Source organism: Actinomyces ruminicola (assembly GCF_900103885.1).
GTDB lineage: Bacteria > Actinomycetota > Actinomycetes > Actinomycetales > Actinomycetaceae > Actinomyces > Actinomyces ruminicola.
On sequence record NZ_FNIM01000001.1, the window covers coordinates 197,019 to 213,409 of the forward strand.

At 70.3% G+C, this 16,391-nt stretch carries 10 protein-coding genes; 8 read left to right on the forward strand and 2 right to left on the reverse strand.

Annotation, left to right across the window (positions count from 1 at the left end; translation table 11 throughout):
- Positions 1-97: 97 nt before the first annotated feature.
- The 4 genes from BLR49_RS00865 to BLR49_RS00880 all read left to right on the forward strand — a co-directional run bounded on the left by BLR49_RS00865 (position 98) and on the right by BLR49_RS00880 (position 6,293).
- Positions 98-766 carry a sugar transferase gene (locus tag BLR49_RS00865; RefSeq protein WP_092532003.1) on the forward strand — a complete coding sequence of 223 codons (669 nt, stop codon included), beginning with the start codon at positions 98-100 and terminating at the stop codon, positions 764-766.
- A gap of 75 nt (positions 767-841) precedes the next feature.
- Complete coding sequence (locus tag BLR49_RS00870) at positions 842-3,361, forward strand: ATP-grasp domain-containing protein (protein WP_092532006.1); 2,520 nt, start codon at positions 842-844, stop codon at positions 3,359-3,361.
- Positions 3,361-4,644, forward strand: coding sequence for a glycosyltransferase (locus tag BLR49_RS00875; protein ID WP_092532009.1), 1,284 nt, complete (start codon positions 3,361-3,363; stop codon positions 4,642-4,644). Before BLR49_RS00870 ends, BLR49_RS00875 begins: the two co-directional genes overlap by 1 nt.
- The gene (locus BLR49_RS00880; protein ID WP_092532012.1) at positions 4,641-6,293 is read left to right on the forward strand and encodes an O-antigen polysaccharide polymerase Wzy family protein; all 1,653 of its coding nucleotides are present in this window, start codon (positions 4,641-4,643) and stop codon (positions 6,291-6,293) included. The genes BLR49_RS00875 and BLR49_RS00880 overlap by 4 nt, the downstream gene beginning before the upstream one ends.
- An 854-nt stretch (positions 6,294-7,147) precedes the next feature.
- Here the strand turns inward: BLR49_RS00880 and BLR49_RS00885 are convergent.
- Positions 7,148-8,578 (reverse strand): lipopolysaccharide biosynthesis protein, encoded by a 1,431-nt coding sequence (locus BLR49_RS00885; protein WP_092532015.1) that lies wholly within the window; start codon positions 8,576-8,578, stop codon positions 7,148-7,150.
- A 326-nt stretch (positions 8,579-8,904) separates the two neighbouring features.
- Between BLR49_RS00885 and BLR49_RS00890 the strand changes: the two genes are divergently transcribed.
- From BLR49_RS00890 to BLR49_RS00900, 3 genes are read left to right on the forward strand one after another with little or no spacing between them, the layout of a single operon-like run.
- Entirely contained in the window at positions 8,905-10,731 is a 1,827-nt protein-coding gene (locus BLR49_RS00890) for a polysaccharide biosynthesis protein (protein WP_176765719.1), read from the forward strand.
- Entirely contained in the window at positions 10,728-11,942 is a 1,215-nt protein-coding gene (locus BLR49_RS00895; RefSeq protein WP_092532021.1) for a DegT/DnrJ/EryC1/StrS family aminotransferase, read from the forward strand. The genes BLR49_RS00890 and BLR49_RS00895 overlap by 4 nt, the downstream gene beginning before the upstream one ends.
- A gap of 48 nt (positions 11,943-11,990) precedes the next feature.
- Positions 11,991-12,662 carry a Wzz/FepE/Etk N-terminal domain-containing protein gene (locus tag BLR49_RS00900; protein ID WP_092532024.1) on the forward strand — a complete coding sequence of 224 codons (672 nt, stop codon included), beginning with the start codon at positions 11,991-11,993 and terminating at the stop codon, positions 12,660-12,662.
- On the opposite strand, the gene BLR49_RS00905 is transcribed toward BLR49_RS00900, so the two are convergent.
- A complete protein-coding gene (locus tag BLR49_RS00905) occupies positions 12,653-13,153 on the reverse strand; it encodes a hypothetical protein (RefSeq protein ID WP_092532027.1) in 501 nt (166 codons plus the stop codon). The two genes, BLR49_RS00900 and BLR49_RS00905, sit on opposite strands and share 10 nt — an antisense overlap.
- 291 nt (positions 13,154-13,444) lie before the next feature.
- On the opposite strand from BLR49_RS00905, the gene valS reads away from it, so the two are divergent.
- Positions 13,445-16,270 carry a valine--tRNA ligase gene (valS, locus tag BLR49_RS00910; protein WP_092532030.1) on the forward strand — a complete coding sequence of 942 codons (2,826 nt, stop codon included), beginning with the start codon at positions 13,445-13,447 and terminating at the stop codon, positions 16,268-16,270.
- Positions 16,271-16,391: the final 121 nt, after the last annotated feature.

Consider the following 16,391-nt stretch of genomic DNA (forward strand, 5'->3'; position numbering starts at 1 on the left):
TACCTGTTCCTGACCATCCTGTTCCTGTCCGTCTACCTCCTGACACCTGACCATTCCTGATCACTGCCCCCGGTGAAGCCATTGAAAGGGGAACACCATGGCAAACCAGGCGACCCTGAGCACCTGGAAGCATCCGCAGACCTTTTACGCCCGCTACGGCAAGCGCGCCCTGGACGTGAGCGCCGCCCTCGCCGTCATGCCGCTCCTGGGCGTGCTTACCGTCGGCGTCGGCGCCGCCATCAAGCTCGACGACGGCGGCCCCGTCTTCTACCGGCAGGAGCGCTGGGGCCGCCAGGGCCGTCCCTTCCGGATCTTCAAGTTCCGCTCCATGTCGGTGGGCGCCCCGGACATCCGCAACGCCGACTCCTCCTCTGTGGCCTCCCGCGGCGACGCCCGCGTCACCCGCGTGGGTCGAGTGCTGCGCGCCACCTCGATCGACGAGATCCCCCAGTTCCTCAACGTCCTGAACGGCACCATGAGCCTGATCGGGCCACGCCCCAACCTGGCCACCAAGCCGCTGGACCGCATGGGGGCCGACGAGCGGCGCCGCCTGACCGTCAGGCCGGGCATCACCGGATACAACCAGGCCTTCTACCGCAACTCCACCACCCTGCCCGAGCGCTACGCCGCCGACTGCTACTACGTCGATCACCTCTCCCTCGGCCTGGACGTGCGCATCGTGCTCAAGACCATCCAGACCGTGCTCACGGGCAAGTCCGTCTACTCCGACGCCAAGGGGAGCGCCGAGCAGCCCTCCCCCGCGTAGTCCCGCGCGGACCCCGCGCCTCGGCGGACAAGCCGCCAAGCCCTGCAACCAGCCACCAACAGGAGACTCGAATCCATGCCCTGCCCTGAGACCCCCTCCGCCCCCGCCGCGCACACTGACACGGCCTCCCAGTACCATCAGCAGTCCGCCCCCGGCGAGTCCCGCCCCCCGGTACTGATCCTGGGCGGCTCCCCCCTCCAGGTGCCGATGATCCAAGCGGCCCGCCGCCTGGGCATGCGCACGCTCGTGGTGGACGCCAACCCGGACGTGCCCGGGGCCGCCCTGGCCGACGAGTTCGCCGCCGTCTCCACCACCGACGTCGAGGGGCTGCTGGCCCTGACCCGCGACCGTGAGCTGGCCGGGGTCACCTCGGTGGGCACGGACCGGCCGGTGCGGGCCATCGCCGCCGTCGCCCAGGCGCACGGCCTGCCCGCCGTCTCGCCCGAGACGGCCGCCGCCTGTACCGACAAGGCCCTCATGCTGCAGGCCGTCGCCCGCGCCGGCGTGCCCCACCCGCGCTTCGCCCTGGCCACCGACCTGGACGAGCTGCGCGCGGCCGTGGCCCAGGTGGGGCTGCCCTGCATCGTCAAGCCGCTGGACTCCTCCGGCTCCCGCGGCGTGGTGCAGGTCGACACCGAGGCGGACCTGCCCCGGGCACTGAAATACGCCCTGGAGCCCTCCCACGAACCGACCGTCATCGTGGAGGAACTGCTGGTGGGCCGCGAGATCAGCTGCGAGGTGCTGTGTGTGGACGGCGTCTATCACGTCATCGCCACCACGGACAAGGACACCACTGGCAGCCCCCACTTCATCGAGACCGGACACACCCAACCCGCCGACCTGGACGAGGAAACGCTGGCCGCCGCGCACGCCCTGGTGGCCCAGTGCCTGGCCGCCGTGGACATGCACTTCGGTCCCGCCCACGTGGAGATGATGCTCACCGAGAACGGCCCCGTGCTCATCGAGTTCGGCTCCCGCATGGCCGGTGACTTCGTCTCCTCCCACGTGGTGCCCGGCTCCACCGGTATCGACTTCATCGGCCTGGTGCTGCGGCAGGCCTGCGGGGAGCAGATCGAGGTGCCGCCCCACTCAGGACGGGCCGCCGCCATCCGCTTCCTGACCGCGCCCGAGGGCGTGCTGCGCGCCTTCCACGGGGAGGAGGCGGCCCGCGCCGTGCCCGGCGTCGACGCCGTCATCACGCTCGCCGAGCCCGGTGAGGCGATCACTCCGCTGCATTCCAGCACGGACCGCCTCGGTGTGGTGGTCGCCTCCGGGCCCGACCGCGCCGCCGCCGTCGCCGCCTGTGAGCGGGCCCGCAGCCTGATCCGCATTGAGGTCGGCCGGGCGCCGTCATCCGCCGCGGCCGAGCCGGCGCCGGCGGAGGGGAGCCTGCCCGCCCGAGGACGTCGCGTCCTGGTCATCGGCGCCGGGCGCGGTCAGCTCGGGCTGATCCGCGCCATCAAGCGCCTGGGCGCAACCGCCGTCGTCGCCAGTCTGACCGCCGGGCCGCCGCCGGGCCTGAAGGAGGCCGACGAGGCCATCGACGTGGACCTGCTCGACCCCGACGCGGTGGCCCGGGAGGCCCGCCTGGCCGGCGTCGACGCCGTCGCCACCAGCTGCCTGGACACCGGCCTGGAGGCGCTGGGCGCGGTGGTGGACGAGCTGGGCCTGCGCGGCCTGACCCGCGCGGCCGCCCGCCTTTGTATGGACAAGCTGGCCATGAAGCGGCGTCTGGTCGAGCACGGCGTGCCCACCGCCCCGTTCCGGGAGGTCTCATCCCCGGAGGAGCTCGACGCCGCCCTGGAGGCCGTCGGCCTGCCGGCCATGGTCAAGGCCGCCGACCTGCAGGGCTCGGCCGGCGTGTTCAAGGTGACCTCACCGGCTCAGGCCCGGGCCGCCTTCGACCGGGCACAGTCCCTGAGCCGCCACGGCACCGTGATCGTCGAGCGCTTCCTGAACGGCACCGAGTTCGGCGCGCAGGCGCTCGTCCACGACGGCGAGATCCTCCACGTGACCGTCCACGGCGACGACCTGGCCGCCGATGCGCCGATCCCGATCGGCCACCACGTGCCGCTACCGGATGGCCTCCTGGCGTCGCAGGCCCGCGAAGTCACCAACGCGGCGGTGGTCGCGCTCGGCCTGGACAACTGCGCCGTCAACATCGACCTGATGGCCTGCGACGGGCAGGTCTACGTGATCGAGCTGACCGGCCGGGCGGGCGCCAACGGCCTGCCGGAGCTGATGAGCGCCGTACACGGCCTGGACTACTACGAGCTGGTGGCCCGGGAGGCCCTGGACCTGGACGTGCCCGGCGCCTGGGTGCGGCGCGAGCCCTGGCCTGGCGCGGCCCTGGCCATGATGCTCACCGATCCCGACGCCCACGGCACCGTCGTCGACGTGGCCGTGCCCGCCGACCTGCCCGAGTGGGCGGTGGACCTGACCCTGTTCCGCGGTCCGGGCGACCGGCTCGACGGCTTCACCTCCTCCAACGACTGCCTGGGCCAGTTGGTGGTGCGCGGCCAGGACCTGTCGCAGTGCCGGCAGCGAGCCGCGGCCCTGGCCGCCCAGGTGTCCTTCAACCTGCAGGAGGCGTGATGAGACGACTTGTCATCCTGGCCAACGCCTTCCCCTACGGAAACTGGGAACCATTCCTGGCCACCGAGCTGGAGTACCTCACGGGATTCGACCGGGTGGACATCATGTCGCTGTCCGTGCGGGAGGACCAGCGCGCCAGCGTGCGGCCGCTGCCGGAGGGCATGAGCGCCCACCCGATCCCCTTCCGCTCGCGCCTGTTCTACCTGCTGGGCTCGTTCCGGGTGCTGGGCGACGCCAACCTGTACCGGGAGCTGGCCGACCTCGCCCGACGGCGTCGGCTGAGTCCCTCTCGACTGGTGACCCTGTTCGTGTTCCTCAGCCGCGCCCGCCACGAGGCCGCTCAGGTCGGACGCATCCTGGAGGCGGCCGGGGCGGGTCCCGACGACAAGGTGGTCTTCTACTCCTACCGCTTCGCCTACCAGCCCTACATGGCCGCCCGGCTGCGCCGCCGCTTCCGCCGCGCCGTCTCCGTCGCCCGCGCCCACCGTGCCGACCTGTACGAGGAGCACTCGCCGCGCGGCTACCTGCCGCTGCGGGCGCAGACCGTGGCCGATCTGGACCGTATCTACCTGGTGGCCGAGCACGGGCTGCGCTACCTGCTGACCGGGCAGCCGCAGGCGGCGACCAAGGCCACGGTCTCCCGCCTGGGCACCACCGACCACGGCGTCCCCGCCGCGGTGCCGCCGCGCCGGGAGGGGTTGCGAATCGTGTCCTGCTCGACGATCGTGCCCGTCAAGCGGCTGGACCTGCTCGTCGACGCGCTCGCCGGCACCTGCCTGCCGATCCGCTGGGACCACTTCGGAGAGGGAGAGCTGCGCGAGCAGCTGGAGGCGCGGGCGGCGCGACAACTGGGTGACAACGTGACGCTCACCTGGCGGGGCTTTGTGCGCAACGCCGACCTGGTCGAGGAGTACGTGCACTCCCCCCGCCACCTGCTGGTCAACGTCTCCAGTTCCGAGGGCGTGCCGGTTTCCATCATGGAGGCGCTGTCGACCGGTATCCCGGTGGTGGCCACCGACGTGGGCGGCACCGGCGAGTTGGTGCACACCGGTGTGAACGGGATCCTGCTGCCCGCCGACCCGACGCCGGAGCAGGTGCGCGCCGCCATTGAGGAGATCGCGGCCCTGGACGACGGCGCCTACGCCGCGCTGCGCACCGGCGCCCGGCGCACCTGGGAGGAGCGCTGCGATGCGCGCGCCCTGTACACGGGCTTCGCCGCCGAGCTGGCGGGCTTGTTGGAAGGCGGCGCAAACCGGCTCGGTGTTGAAGAGGGGCGGGCATGAGCGCTACCGGAGCGGACAGCGGCACCACGGCAGACGGTGCCACGGCGGACAGGACCACAGTCAGCGGCACCACGACGAGCGGCCGCCGCCGCCGTCGTCGATCCGCCCCCGGCTATCCCTCCCGTCGGCGTCCCGGCATCGTGGTCGTCAGCGTCCTGTGCAACCTCGCTCTGCTGGCCCTGGCCCTGGTCACCCAGGCCTCGACCGGCTGGGCCCTGATCCTGTTGCTGTGGCTGAACGCGCTGCTGTTCGCCGCCGCCCGCATGGCCAGTCGCACCATCCTGGCGGCCTTCCTGGTGTCCTTCTTCCTGCTCCTGCTGGGGCGCGAGATCACGGTCGACTTCTTCCACTATGAGTCCAGCCAGGCGCCTCCGGGGCAGACCGAGCACCTGCAACTCTGCCTGGTGGCGAGCCTGCTCGGCATTGTGCTGGGCGCCATCGGCATGGAGACCTGGCGCGCATGGAGGCGATGGCTCGTAGTTGGCGACGGCGGCTACGCGGGCGAGGACACCGGCGGCCAGGGCGGTCGAAGCGGCGTCGTCGGTGATCGCGGTGGCGCCCGGCGGGGTGCCACCGTCCTGGCCGATCCGTCGATCGTGCGCTGCCTGTTCTGGGTGACGCTCGCCCTGTCCCTGGTCTCGGTGGCGCTGCGGGCCCGCTACGTGCTGGCCAACGGCTATCTGTCCTACTACACGGAGTTCTCCGACCTGGAGGATGCCTCTGGCTCCATGTACGGGCTGCGCCGCATTGAGATCATGCTGCCGCTGATGCTGACGATCCACCTGGGGCTGTTCCCTCCCAGGCGTCAGGTCACGGCCGCCATCACCGGCTGGTCCGCCTACCTGCTCCTCAGCCTGCTGACCGGGCAGCGCGGCACCTTCGTGGGCGGCCTGGTCATTGTCCTCGCCTACTGGATTGTGCGCTCCCGCCAGGACCCGCCAGGCACTTGGCGTATCGGCAGGGCGGGTAGGTTCATCGGCATCGTCTCGGTACCGCTGGTCGCCATCGCCCTGGCGGCCGTGGAGTCGGCACGCGGTGTGGGCGCGGTCGCCTCCGACACCGCCGGCCGCAACCCGATCCTGCAGCTGCTGTACGGCCAGGGCGTGAGCTCGACAGTCGTGCGCAACGCCTACACCTACGCCGATTTCATCCCCAAGGACTGGTACACGGGCGAATTCCTGCACTCCGGACTCCCCGCGCGCCTACTGGGCTACCAGGTCTTCCACGGCAACACCGTGGAGCACGCCCTGCACGGAGGCTCCTTCACCCACGCCTTCGCCTACACGCTGCTGGGGCCCCAGTACCTCAGCGGGCGCGGCACCGGCAGCTCCTTCATCGCTGAGCTGTTCTACGACTACGGCTACGCGGGCGTCCTGGTGGGCGGGATGGTCTACGGAGCCGTCTGCATCTGGGCCTGCACCCTGGTCAAGGGGCAGCCGCTGCGCAACGGCCTGCGCCTGATGATCGTCCCGACCCTGTTGTGGGCGCCGCGCGGCAGCGCAACCGGTTTCCTGAGCACCTGGCTGACACCCTCCGTGGTGGTGACCCTGGTGGCCGTGACGGTGCTGTCCCTGGCCGCCGCGCTCCTGCGCGAAGCCGGCATCACCAACCGCCGAGATCGGTTGAAGTTACGTGCCCAAATCGGTTGAAGTTACGTGCCCAAATCGGTTGAAGTTACGTGCCCAAATCGGTAGATATGGCGGCTGCCGAGTCGCCGTCGGCCAGGCGGCGCCCCACTTCGGCCATTCTATGAGACCATCCGCATATCGTTGCAATAGCAACGTTTCACTGCACGCCGTGGGGCAGGATGCCGGCGTTTGTCATCGGTTTTGGCAGCCTGCGCCGTCGTGCCCAGGTCACGTCGCTTGGTGTGCTTGACGGCTTGTGGGCTTCGGTGACGGTTCGTCACTTCCCTCGACGCTTCGGCGGTTGGCATCGATGCTTCGGCACTTCCACCGACGGTTCGGCACCTGGCGGCACAACCGTCGGGTCAAGGCGGGAAGCGTCCGCCGGAAGGTACGAGGCGTCGTCGTAAGTGATGAATCGTCAGCCCCTGTCGGACCCGGTATCCGCCTGGCCCCTGGCTGGGCCCCTCCCGCGGCGGACCGGGTGCACTGGTTCGCCTCGGAGACACGGGTTCTGCTCGAAGACACGAGTTTTGGAGGTGTGCATGGGTTATGCCCGTGCAGGTCGTCAGGAAGTCGTGTTGGTGGCGTGAACTCGTGTTCATGACGGCCCCGGGCACGCACACCCCCGGCCCCACCGGCGCCCGCCGCCCGTCCAACAGGGGCCGGGCACCACATCAACCGATCTGGGCACGTAACTACTACCGATCTCGGCACGTAACTACTACCGAACTCGGCACAGAGGAGGCCGTCCGCAAGGACGCCGGCCCCGATCGCTCATCCCTGTCTCATGGGCCACGCCCCACCAGCTGTGCCGGGCCCCGCCCTGCTAGGTCACGCCCCGTCCGTCGGACCGCACCGCCAGAAGCAATGACCATTTACTCGGCGACGTGCCGACCCCGACGACGGCGCGCGATCCCCGGAAGGGCATCGCGATGGGCATACCCGTACAGACCCAGGGTGGCGTAGACCGCCACCAGCGCCACCGGTGGCCCGCCCGCCGCCACCGCCGCCAGGAACACGGCACACACCAGCAGCTCGGTGAGCGTGTCGATGAGAATCGGCACCCTGATCAGACGGTTGATCAACGCCTCCGAGGCGATCGAGCGGGCCGCCGAGACCACCGCGATCAGGAACACGGCCGCCGTGACCGAGCCCCACGAGTAGACCGTCCACCAAGTGCCCACCACCGCCAGGCCCAAGCAGGCCACGTTGATCAGCGCCATCAGCCGCTCCCGGCGCATGACCTTCAGGAACACCACCGACAGCCCTCGGCTCTTGGTCTCGTACACGCTCAAGGGGAACAGCAGGGCCAGGAAGAAGATCGCCTGCGCGTAGTTGGGCAGCCACGCCCGCAGCACCCAGGCCAGCGGGAAGTACAGACCGAGCATGAGCACCAGCGGCGTGACGAACCGCGAGCGCAGGGCCGCGTAGGCATCGGCGTAGTGGGCCCGGTCGAGGTTGCTCAGCTGCGGATAAACGGAGATCGACACCGAGTTGACCAGCACCATGAACATGGTGGTGAACTGAAACGCCAGGGATACCTGCGCGAACATCTCGATACCCCAGTGGTCCTCCACCGCCCAGCGCACCACGAAGGTGATCAGCGCGGCCGCAAGGTTAGACACCAGCACGAACATGCCCGCGCCGCAGTCGACGAAGAACTCCCGGGTGGCCTGCCAGCTCAGGTCGGGCCGGGTCAGGAACACGCCGCGGGCGATCAGCACCGCGATGACCAGCCCCAGAGCCTTGCCCAGGGCGTCGAAGACGATGAACACGATCACTTCGCGCACGCCCACCAGCAGAGCGCCACCGACGCCGATGAAGGTCACCAGCCGCTCCACCACCGTGCCCAGGGCGAAGGCCCGCGCCCGGCCGGCTATCTGCAGGATCACCGTGACCAGCGTGCGCGGCACGTAGAACAGGGCGCCCGCTCCCGCCAACACCAGGATCAGCGCCCGCTGCTGCGGTGGGGCAGCCGCCCACACCCACGCCACCAGGCCTACACAGGCCGCCAGATCCAGCAGGAACAGCCGAATCAGGCCGGCCGACAGACGCGAGCCGGGCATGTCCGCCCAGCGTCTACCTCCCAGGCGCAGGTAGACGCCGTCGGTGTAGCCGAAGGTCACGTAGCCGAAGTACATGACGTACAGCTGGTAGAGCTGCCACAGCCCGTAGTCGGCCACGGAGATGATTCGCGGCAGCACCAGCGTGAGCAGTGCCGCCGAGAGCATGTACAGGACGTTGCCGACCAGCACCCAGGGCAGGCCCCGGGTCAGGCTGCGGCCAGTCGGAGAGGCGGTGGACACAGAGATTCTCCTCACGTGTCATCGCTGCAGGGCGCAGACGGGTTCAGGGCGCCAGTCTGCGATGACCTACCCCATGCTGGCCTGCGCGCACCGCGTCCGTCAAACGATTGGCGTTTGACCCCCGCCGCATTTAAGTCTTAAATGTTATTGGCCCTCGTTCCGCTTCCCTGACGTCGAGGCCGTGCCGGAATCACCTTGTCTCCGCAGGTTCGACGTTGCCGTAGTCACGAGGGTGCCGCCCTGAGCCCTGGGTCGGTCTCCCGCCGAGAGGTATGTGACCAATCATGCGACCGAATACTTCATCCCCTGAACGTCAACCGCTGTTCATGCCCGTCGTCGACACCCTTTTCTGGCTGCTCGCCGCCTTCGTGGCCTGCCGCCTGCACGGCGACGCCTTCACCTCGCCGGCGGCGCTCACCCTGCTGGCCTGCGCCGCCGTCGCCGGAATTGTCAGCCTGTGCCTGGGGTATCTTTGGCTGCTGACCTACCGACGTCGTTATCCTGCCGGTTCCTTCGAGGAGGCCACCGCCGTCGCCGCCCAGTTCGGCGTATCCGCCCTGGTCATGCTGGTGGTGGCCGCCGGCTGGGCCGCCGCCACCGGCACTCCCCTGCGCACGCTCACGCTGTCGGCCACCTTCGCCCTGGCGCTGCTGGCGGCACTGACGGTGCGCTTCGCCGCCCGCCTGGTGACCACCTACCAGGCCTCCCAGTACTACCAGCGCGTCGCCCGCGATCAGGCGCCGATCGTCGTCGTCGGAGCGGGCCGCGTGGGTGAGCAGATCATCCACCTGACCAAGTTCGACGCCGCCTCCCCCTTCACCCCGGTGGGACTGGTGGACGACGACCCGGCCAAGCGCAACCTGCGAATCCTCGGCGTACCCGTCAGCGGAACCGTGGACGACCTCATCGACGTTTGCACCGAGCTGTCCGCCGCCACCGTGGTGATCGCCGTCGCCGACTTCCCCGCCGAGCGCCTCAAGCAGGTGACCACCGGCTGCGCCGAGCACGGCATTCGCGTAATGACGATCGTGCCGGTGCGCCAGCTGACCAACCGCGCCCTACAGATCTCCGACATCCGGGAGATCGACCTGGCCGAAGTGCTCGGCCGCCGCGAGATTCACACCGACGTCTCCCAGATCGCCGGCTACCTGTCGGGCCGCACCGTGCTGGTCACCGGAGCCGGCGGCTCCATCGGATCCGAGCTCGCCCGCCAGATTCACGGCTTCGGCCCCAAGGAACTGGTGATGCTGGACCGGGACGAGTCGGCCCTGCACTCCGTGCAGCTGGACATCTACGGCAAGGGCCTGCTCGACACCCGCGACATGGTCCTGTGCGACATCCGCGACCGGGACGCCCTCGAGGCGGTCTTCGCCGAGCACCGTCCCGAGGTGGTCTTCCACGCCGCCGCCCTCAAGCACCTGCCGATGCTGGAGATGTACCCGGAGGAGGGTTGGAAGACCAATGTGCTGGGCTCACGCAACGTGATCGACCTGGCGCTGCGCTACGACGTGCAGACACTGGTCAACATCTCCACCGACAAGGCGGCCGACCCCACCTCCGTGCTGGGCCGCACCAAGCTGCTCGCCGAGCGCATGACCACGGCGACGGCGCTGGAGTGCGGCCGCCGCTTCGTGTCGGTGCGCTTCGGCAACGTGCTGGGCTCGCGCGGCTCCATGCTGTGGACCTTCAAGCGCCAGATCGAGGAGGGCGGGCCGATCACCGTCACTCACCCGGATGTGGAGCGCTTCTTCATGACCATCCCGGAGGCCTGCCAGCTGGTGCTCCAGGCGGGCTCCTTCGGGCGTCCCGGGGACACGATGGTGCTGGACATGGGTGAGCCGGTCAAGATCGTCGACGTCGCCCGTCGGCTGGTCGCCCAGTCCGGCAAGGACATCCCGATCGAGTTCACGGGACTGCGCCCGGGCGAGAAGCTCTCCGAGGACCTTGTCGGTCACTCCGAGCACGGCGAACGCCCCTTCCACCCGCTCGTCAGCCACGTGCGCGTGCAGGAGGAGGCGCTGCAGGCGGTCGAGGAGCTGCACGCCTGGGCGGTGGGTGAGGACCCCCTGGAGGGAAAGGCACAGACCCCGCCCGACGACGCCGCCGTGAGGCTCAGTCTCCCGGTCCCCGACTCTGCGGAGGCACTGCGATGATCCCCTTCTCCCCGCCGACCCTGACCGAGGACGACATCAACGCGGTGGTGGAGGTGCTGCGCTCCGGCTGGATCACCTCCGGCCCCGTGGGCCGCCGCTTCGAGGAGCGGATCGCCGAGGTGAGCGGCACCACCGGCGCGGTGGCGCTCAGCTCCGCCACCGCCGCCCTGGAGCTGGCGCTGCGCGCCGCAGGCACCGGTCCGGGCGATGAGGTGGTAGTGCCCGCCTACACCTACACGGCGTCGGCCTCCGTGATCGATCACGTGGGTGCCAAGATCGTCATGGTCGACTCCGAGCCAGGTTCTCCGTTCCCCAGCGTGGAGCGCATCGCCGCCGCGGTCACCGGCCGCACGCGCGCGGTGATCACGGTCGACCTGGCCGGCATCCCCTTCGACTCCCGCCCGCTCGCCACCCTGCTGGCCGGACGGGGGCGGATCGACGCCGGGCTGGGCGCCGCCCTGGGCCGACCGGTGATCATCTCCGACTCGGCGCACTCGCTGGGGGCGCGCCTGGACTCGTACCCCACCGGGTCGCTCGCCGACCTGACCGCCTTCTCCTTCCACGCCGTCAAGAACCTGACGACCGCGGAGGGCGGGGCGCTGACCTGGCGCTCCGACCTGCCCACGGATCAGGAGGCGCTCGAACGCTGGGTGCGCACCTATTCGCTGCACGGGCAGACCAAGGACGCCCTGGCCAAGTCCAGGGGCGCCTCCTGGGAGTACGACGTGATCGCCCCCGCCTACAAGTGCAACCTCCCGGACACGCTGGCCGCGCTCGGCCTGTCTCAGTTGGACCGCTACGCCCGCACCCTGGAGCGGCGCCGCGAGCTGCTCGCGCAATACGCCGAGGGCCTGGCGGGCACCGGTGTGACGCTGCTGGACCACGGCGGCGACGGCGTGGTCTCAGCCGCCCATTTGGCTATCGCCACGCTGCCGGTGGCCGACGTTGCCGAGCGCAACCGGGTCATCCAGGACCTGTACGAGGCCGGGGTGTCCGCCAATGTCCACTACAAGCCGCTGCCGCTGCTGACCGCCTACCGCGATCTGGGCTTTGACATCGCCGACTTCCCGGGCGCCCACGCCTTCTACTCCACGGAGCTGACGCTGCCCCTGCACCTGGCACTGAGCGATGCGGATGTGGCGCAGGTGTGCACCGCGCTCGCCACCGCGCTGCGGCGGTCCGCTACGCGCGGCACGGTCTCCGCCGCCTGACACCCGACCCCAGCCGACTAATCGACCTACGCAAAGGATCTGAAAGCAATGCAGGAACTCCTGACCCTCGTACGCCGAGGCCTGGTCTGGATCATCGCCCTGGGCGTGGTCGGCGGCGTGGCCGGGGGCGTACTCGCGGCCACCGCCGACCCCACCTACACCGCCACCTCCATGGCCTACGTGCAGGTGAAGGTCGACCCCGAGGAAGGCATCAGCGGCTACTCCTACGCCTCCACCGTGGCCGACTCCGCCACCGACGGCTTTCTGCCGATCATCACCTCCCCTGCCGTGGCACAGAAGGTGATCGACGAGCTCGGCCTCACCCAGACGCCGACCGCAGTGGCCTCCTGGATCTCGGCGACCCGGGTTACCGGCTCCCCGGCCATTGAGATCCAGGTGTCGGCCCCCTCCCGGGAGGTGGCGATCGCGGTGGCCGACGCCGTGGTCACCCACGCCTCCAACGACCTGGGGTCACTGGCCGGCGAGGACTATCCGGTCAGCCTGACGCTGCTCAGCCCGGCGCAGGACGGATCCGTCACCCAGGCGCCCTCCCTGGTCCGCTACGCGGCCGCCGGGGTCGTGGGCGGGGTCATTATCGGCATCATCGTGGCCTTCATGCTCGCCACATCCCGAACGCACCGTTCCGCGAACGTCCGCACCGGCACGGGATCCCGGGTGCGCAACGACGCCCCGCCGCCGCCCGGTCAGTCTCAGGAGTGAGCCGGGGAAGCCTCGCGGACCTGACCGTCCTGACCATCGCCGGCGTCCCCGACCCGCTCCGCCAGCCGCAGCCACGCGGAGGCCAACAGGGCTCCGTCCGGACAGTTCAGAGCCACCAACTCCACCCGTGACGCCGAAAGCGCCTCCTCACTCGGCGTTTGGGCTCCCGTCAGGCACAGCATTACGTGCGGTCCTACGCGGGCCGCGGCGTTGAGTTCGGCCAGCAGTCCCGCTGGAGCGCGGCTGCCGTCGTCGACGACCAGCACCGTGTGTGCCCAGTGGTCCGTGTCGCTCGGCGGGACGGTCGTCATCCGGATGCGCACGTCCGTACCGAGGCGGCGGAGCATGGACGCCGCCTGCATGACGATGTCGCGGTCACGCCGCGAGGCGAGCTCACCGCCCGCCCACAGCACGTTGAAGGTGGAGGGAGCGCCGGTCGTCTGAACTGACGCGCGGTGAACCGCGCGGCGGTCCTGTCCCGGCTCGCTCATGACTCCGCTCCCCTGCAATTCGGCTCTGTGCTCACACCCCGGCACCGTCGGGCTCGTCCGACCGCCCCGGGGCCGCGGCCCGATCCCCTCAGGCCCGGGCCGCGGCGCACATGCTGCCACCGCACCGAGCCCCAGAATCGCCCCCGGTCCACTTCGTCGCCGTGCTGAGTCGGTGTTGAGTCAGTGCCGAGTCCCGCCCGCAATTCAGCCGCGTCAGCGGTTGTCCACCTCACATGCGCGGTAACGGCGCCGACGGGGGAAGGCCCGCCCGGCCGTGACAGAATCGGGGCCATGTCTGAGTCCGCCGCCGCATCCGCAGCGCCCTTGCCCGCCACCCCGGCCCAGGGCCGCTTCCTGCCCTCCGAGCTCCACTCCCCCCGCGTGCCCGAAAGGGTAAGCACCGACGGCCTGGAGGAGACCTGGAAGGAGCGCTGGGAGCGGCAGGGCATTTACGCCTTCGACCGCAGCGCCGAGCGCCATGAGGTCTTCTCCATCGACACCCCGCCACCGACCGTGTCCGGCTCCCTGCACGTGGGGCACGTGTTCTCCTACACGCACACCGACACGCTGGCGCGCTTCCACCGCATGCGCGGCAAGGCCGTCTTCTACCCCATGGGCTGGGACGACAACGGCCTGCCCACCGAGCGCCGGGTGCAGAACTACTTCGGAGTGCGCTGCGACCCCTCGCTGCCCTACGACCCCGACTTCGTCCCCCCGCACACCGGCGGTGAGGGCAAGTCCATCAAGGCCCGCGACCAGGTGCCGATCTCGCGCCGCAACTTCGTGGAGCTGTGCGAGCGCCTGACCGCTCTGGATGAGGCGCAGTTCGAGGCCCTGTGGCGTCACCTGGGACTGAGCGTGGACTGGAAGCAGAACTATCAGACCATCGGCAGGCGGGCCCGCAAGGTCGCCCAGACCGCGTTCCTGCGCAACCTGGCGCGCGGCGAGGCCTACCAGGCCCAGGCGCCGGGCCTGTGGGACGTCACCTTCGGCACCGCGGTCGCCCAGGCGGAGATTGAGTCCCGCGAGTACCCGGGCTTCTACCATCGCCTGGCCTTCCACGTCGTCGACCCCGAGGCCGCCGCCACCGCCGCCGCGGCCGGCGCCCCCATAGAGACCGGCCCGGACGGCACCAATGACGTGTGCATCGAGACCACCCGCCCGGAGCTGCTGGCAGCCTGCGTGGCCCTGGTCGCCCACCCCGACGACGTGCGCTACCAGCCCCTGTTCGGCACCACCGTGGCCTCCCCCGTCTTCGGCGTTGAGGTACCGGTGCTGCCGCACCCGGCGGCGGAGATGGACAAGGGCGCCGGCATCGCCATGTGCTGTACCTTCGGCGACACCACCGACATCGACTGGTGGCGTGACCTGAACCTGCCGCTGCGGGCGATCCTGCGCAAGGACGGGCGCATCGAGACCGAGACACCGCAGTGGATCACCACCGAGTCCGGTCGTAGGGCCTACGCCGAGATGGCCGGCAAGACCACCTACTCCGCCCGTCAGGTGATGGTGGAGGCGCTGTCCGCCTCCGGCGAGATGCGCGGCGAGCCCACCAAGACCGTGCGCCAAACGAACTTCTTCGAGAAGGGCGACAAGCCGCTGGAGATCGTCACCTCGCGCCAGTGGTACATCCGCAACGGCGGCAAGGCGTGGACCAACCCGGCCTCCGGGAAGGACCTGGCGGCCGAGCTGCTCGAACGCGGCCGGGAGTTGAACTTCTACCCGGACTTCATGCGGGTGCGCTACGAGAACTGGGTGGGCGGCCTGAACAATGACTGGCTGATCTCCCGCCAGCGCTTCTTCGGCGTTCCCTTCCCGCTGTGGTACCGCGTGGGCGCGGACGGCGAGGTCGACTACGACGCCGTCATCACCCCCGCTGAGTCCGCCCTGCCGGTGGACCCCTCCACCGACGTGCCGGCCGGCTACACCGAGGCCCAGCGCGGCCAGCCCGGCGGGTTCGTCGGCGAGCTGGACATCATGGACACCTGGGCCACCTCCTCCCTGTCGCCGCAGCTGGCCTCCGGCTGGCTGACCGATGCGGACCTGTTCGACCGCGTCTACCCCATGGACCTGCGCCCCCAGGGCCAGGACATCATCCGCACCTGGCTGTTCACCTCCGTGGTGCGCGCGAACCTGGAGTTCGGCGCCCTGCCGTGGGCCAACGCGGGGCTGTCGGGCTGGATCCTGGACTCCGACCACAAGAAGATGTCCAAGTCCAAGGGCAATGTGGTCACCCCCATGGGGCTGCTGGAGAAGTACGGCTCCGACGCCGTGCGCTACTGGGCGGCCTCGGCCCGCCTGGGCCTGGACGCCGCCTTCGAGGAGACACAGATCAAGATCGGCCGCCGCCTGGCCATCAAGCTGCTCAACGCCTCCAAGTTCGCCCTGTCCATGGGGATCGCGTGGGACGCCGACGCGGCCACGAGGGCGGCCGCCCCCGCCCCGAACCTGGACGCGGCGGCGGTCACCGAGCCCATCGACCGGGCCGTGCTGGCGGCCCTGGCGGACGTGGTCGATCAGGCCACCACTGCCTTCGAGGGCTTCGAGCACTCCCGCGCCCTGGAGGCGACCGAGTCGCTGTTCTGGACCTTCTGCGACGACTACATCGAACTGGTCAAGGATCGCGCCAACGACTTCGACGCCTCCCACGACCCGGCCGCGGTGCGCAGCGCCCGCACCACGCTGGCGATCGCCGTGGACACCTTCGTGCGCCTGTTCGCCCCATTCCTGCCCTTCGCCACCGAGGAGGTGTGGAGCTGGTACCGCACCGGCTCCGTGCACCGGGCCGCCTGGCCCGCCGCCGCCCCGCTGCGCGAGGCGGCCGGTGGCGCCGACGCCGAGCTGGTCGCCCGCGCCGGCGCCGCCCTGGCGGCCCTGCGCAAGGTGAAGTCCGAGGCCAAGACCAGCCAGAAGACGCCGATCCTGGCGGTGACGCTGGCGGTGTCCGAGCAGGCCCAGCCCGCCATTGAGCTGGTGCGCGCCGACCTGACCGAGGCCGCCAAGGTCACCGGGGAGCTCACGCTCGCCCCCGCCGCGGACGCCGCCGACGCCCCGGCGGTGCAGGTGACCGCCGTCGAGCTCGGCGAGCCCCCGGCCAAGCCCGCCAAGCGCGGTTGACGCGCCCCTGGCCCGCCGGGCACGGCCGCGGCCCTCTGCCCGGCGGGCCGACGTGCACGGGCCCGCTCCCGCCGCCCCCGAAGGCCGGGCGAACCGGCCCTGAGCTGCGGCAATGCGGACC

Coding starts and splice junctions, on each gene's coding strand:
- BLR49_RS00870 (WP_092532006.1), top strand. CDS start 842: ATGCCCTGCCCTGAGACCCCCTCCGCCCCCGCCGCGCACACTGACACG.
- valS (WP_092532030.1), top strand. CDS start 13,445: ATGTCTGAGTCCGCCGCCGCATCCGCAGCGCCCTTGCCCGCCACCCCG.
- BLR49_RS00865 (WP_092532003.1), top strand. CDS start 98: ATGGCAAACCAGGCGACCCTGAGCACCTGGAAGCATCCGCAGACCTTT.
- BLR49_RS00905 (WP_092532027.1), bottom strand. CDS start 13,153: ATGAGCGAGCCGGGACAGGACCGCCGCGCGGTTCACCGCGCGTCAGTT.
- BLR49_RS00900 (WP_092532024.1), top strand. CDS start 11,991: ATGCAGGAACTCCTGACCCTCGTACGCCGAGGCCTGGTCTGGATCATC.
- BLR49_RS00890 (WP_176765719.1), top strand. CDS start 8,905: ATGCCCGTCGTCGACACCCTTTTCTGGCTGCTCGCCGCCTTCGTGGCC.
- BLR49_RS00880 (WP_092532012.1), top strand. CDS start 4,641: ATGAGCGCTACCGGAGCGGACAGCGGCACCACGGCAGACGGTGCCACG.
- BLR49_RS00895 (WP_092532021.1), top strand. CDS start 10,728: ATGATCCCCTTCTCCCCGCCGACCCTGACCGAGGACGACATCAACGCG.
- BLR49_RS00875 (WP_092532009.1), top strand. CDS start 3,361: ATGAGACGACTTGTCATCCTGGCCAACGCCTTCCCCTACGGAAACTGG.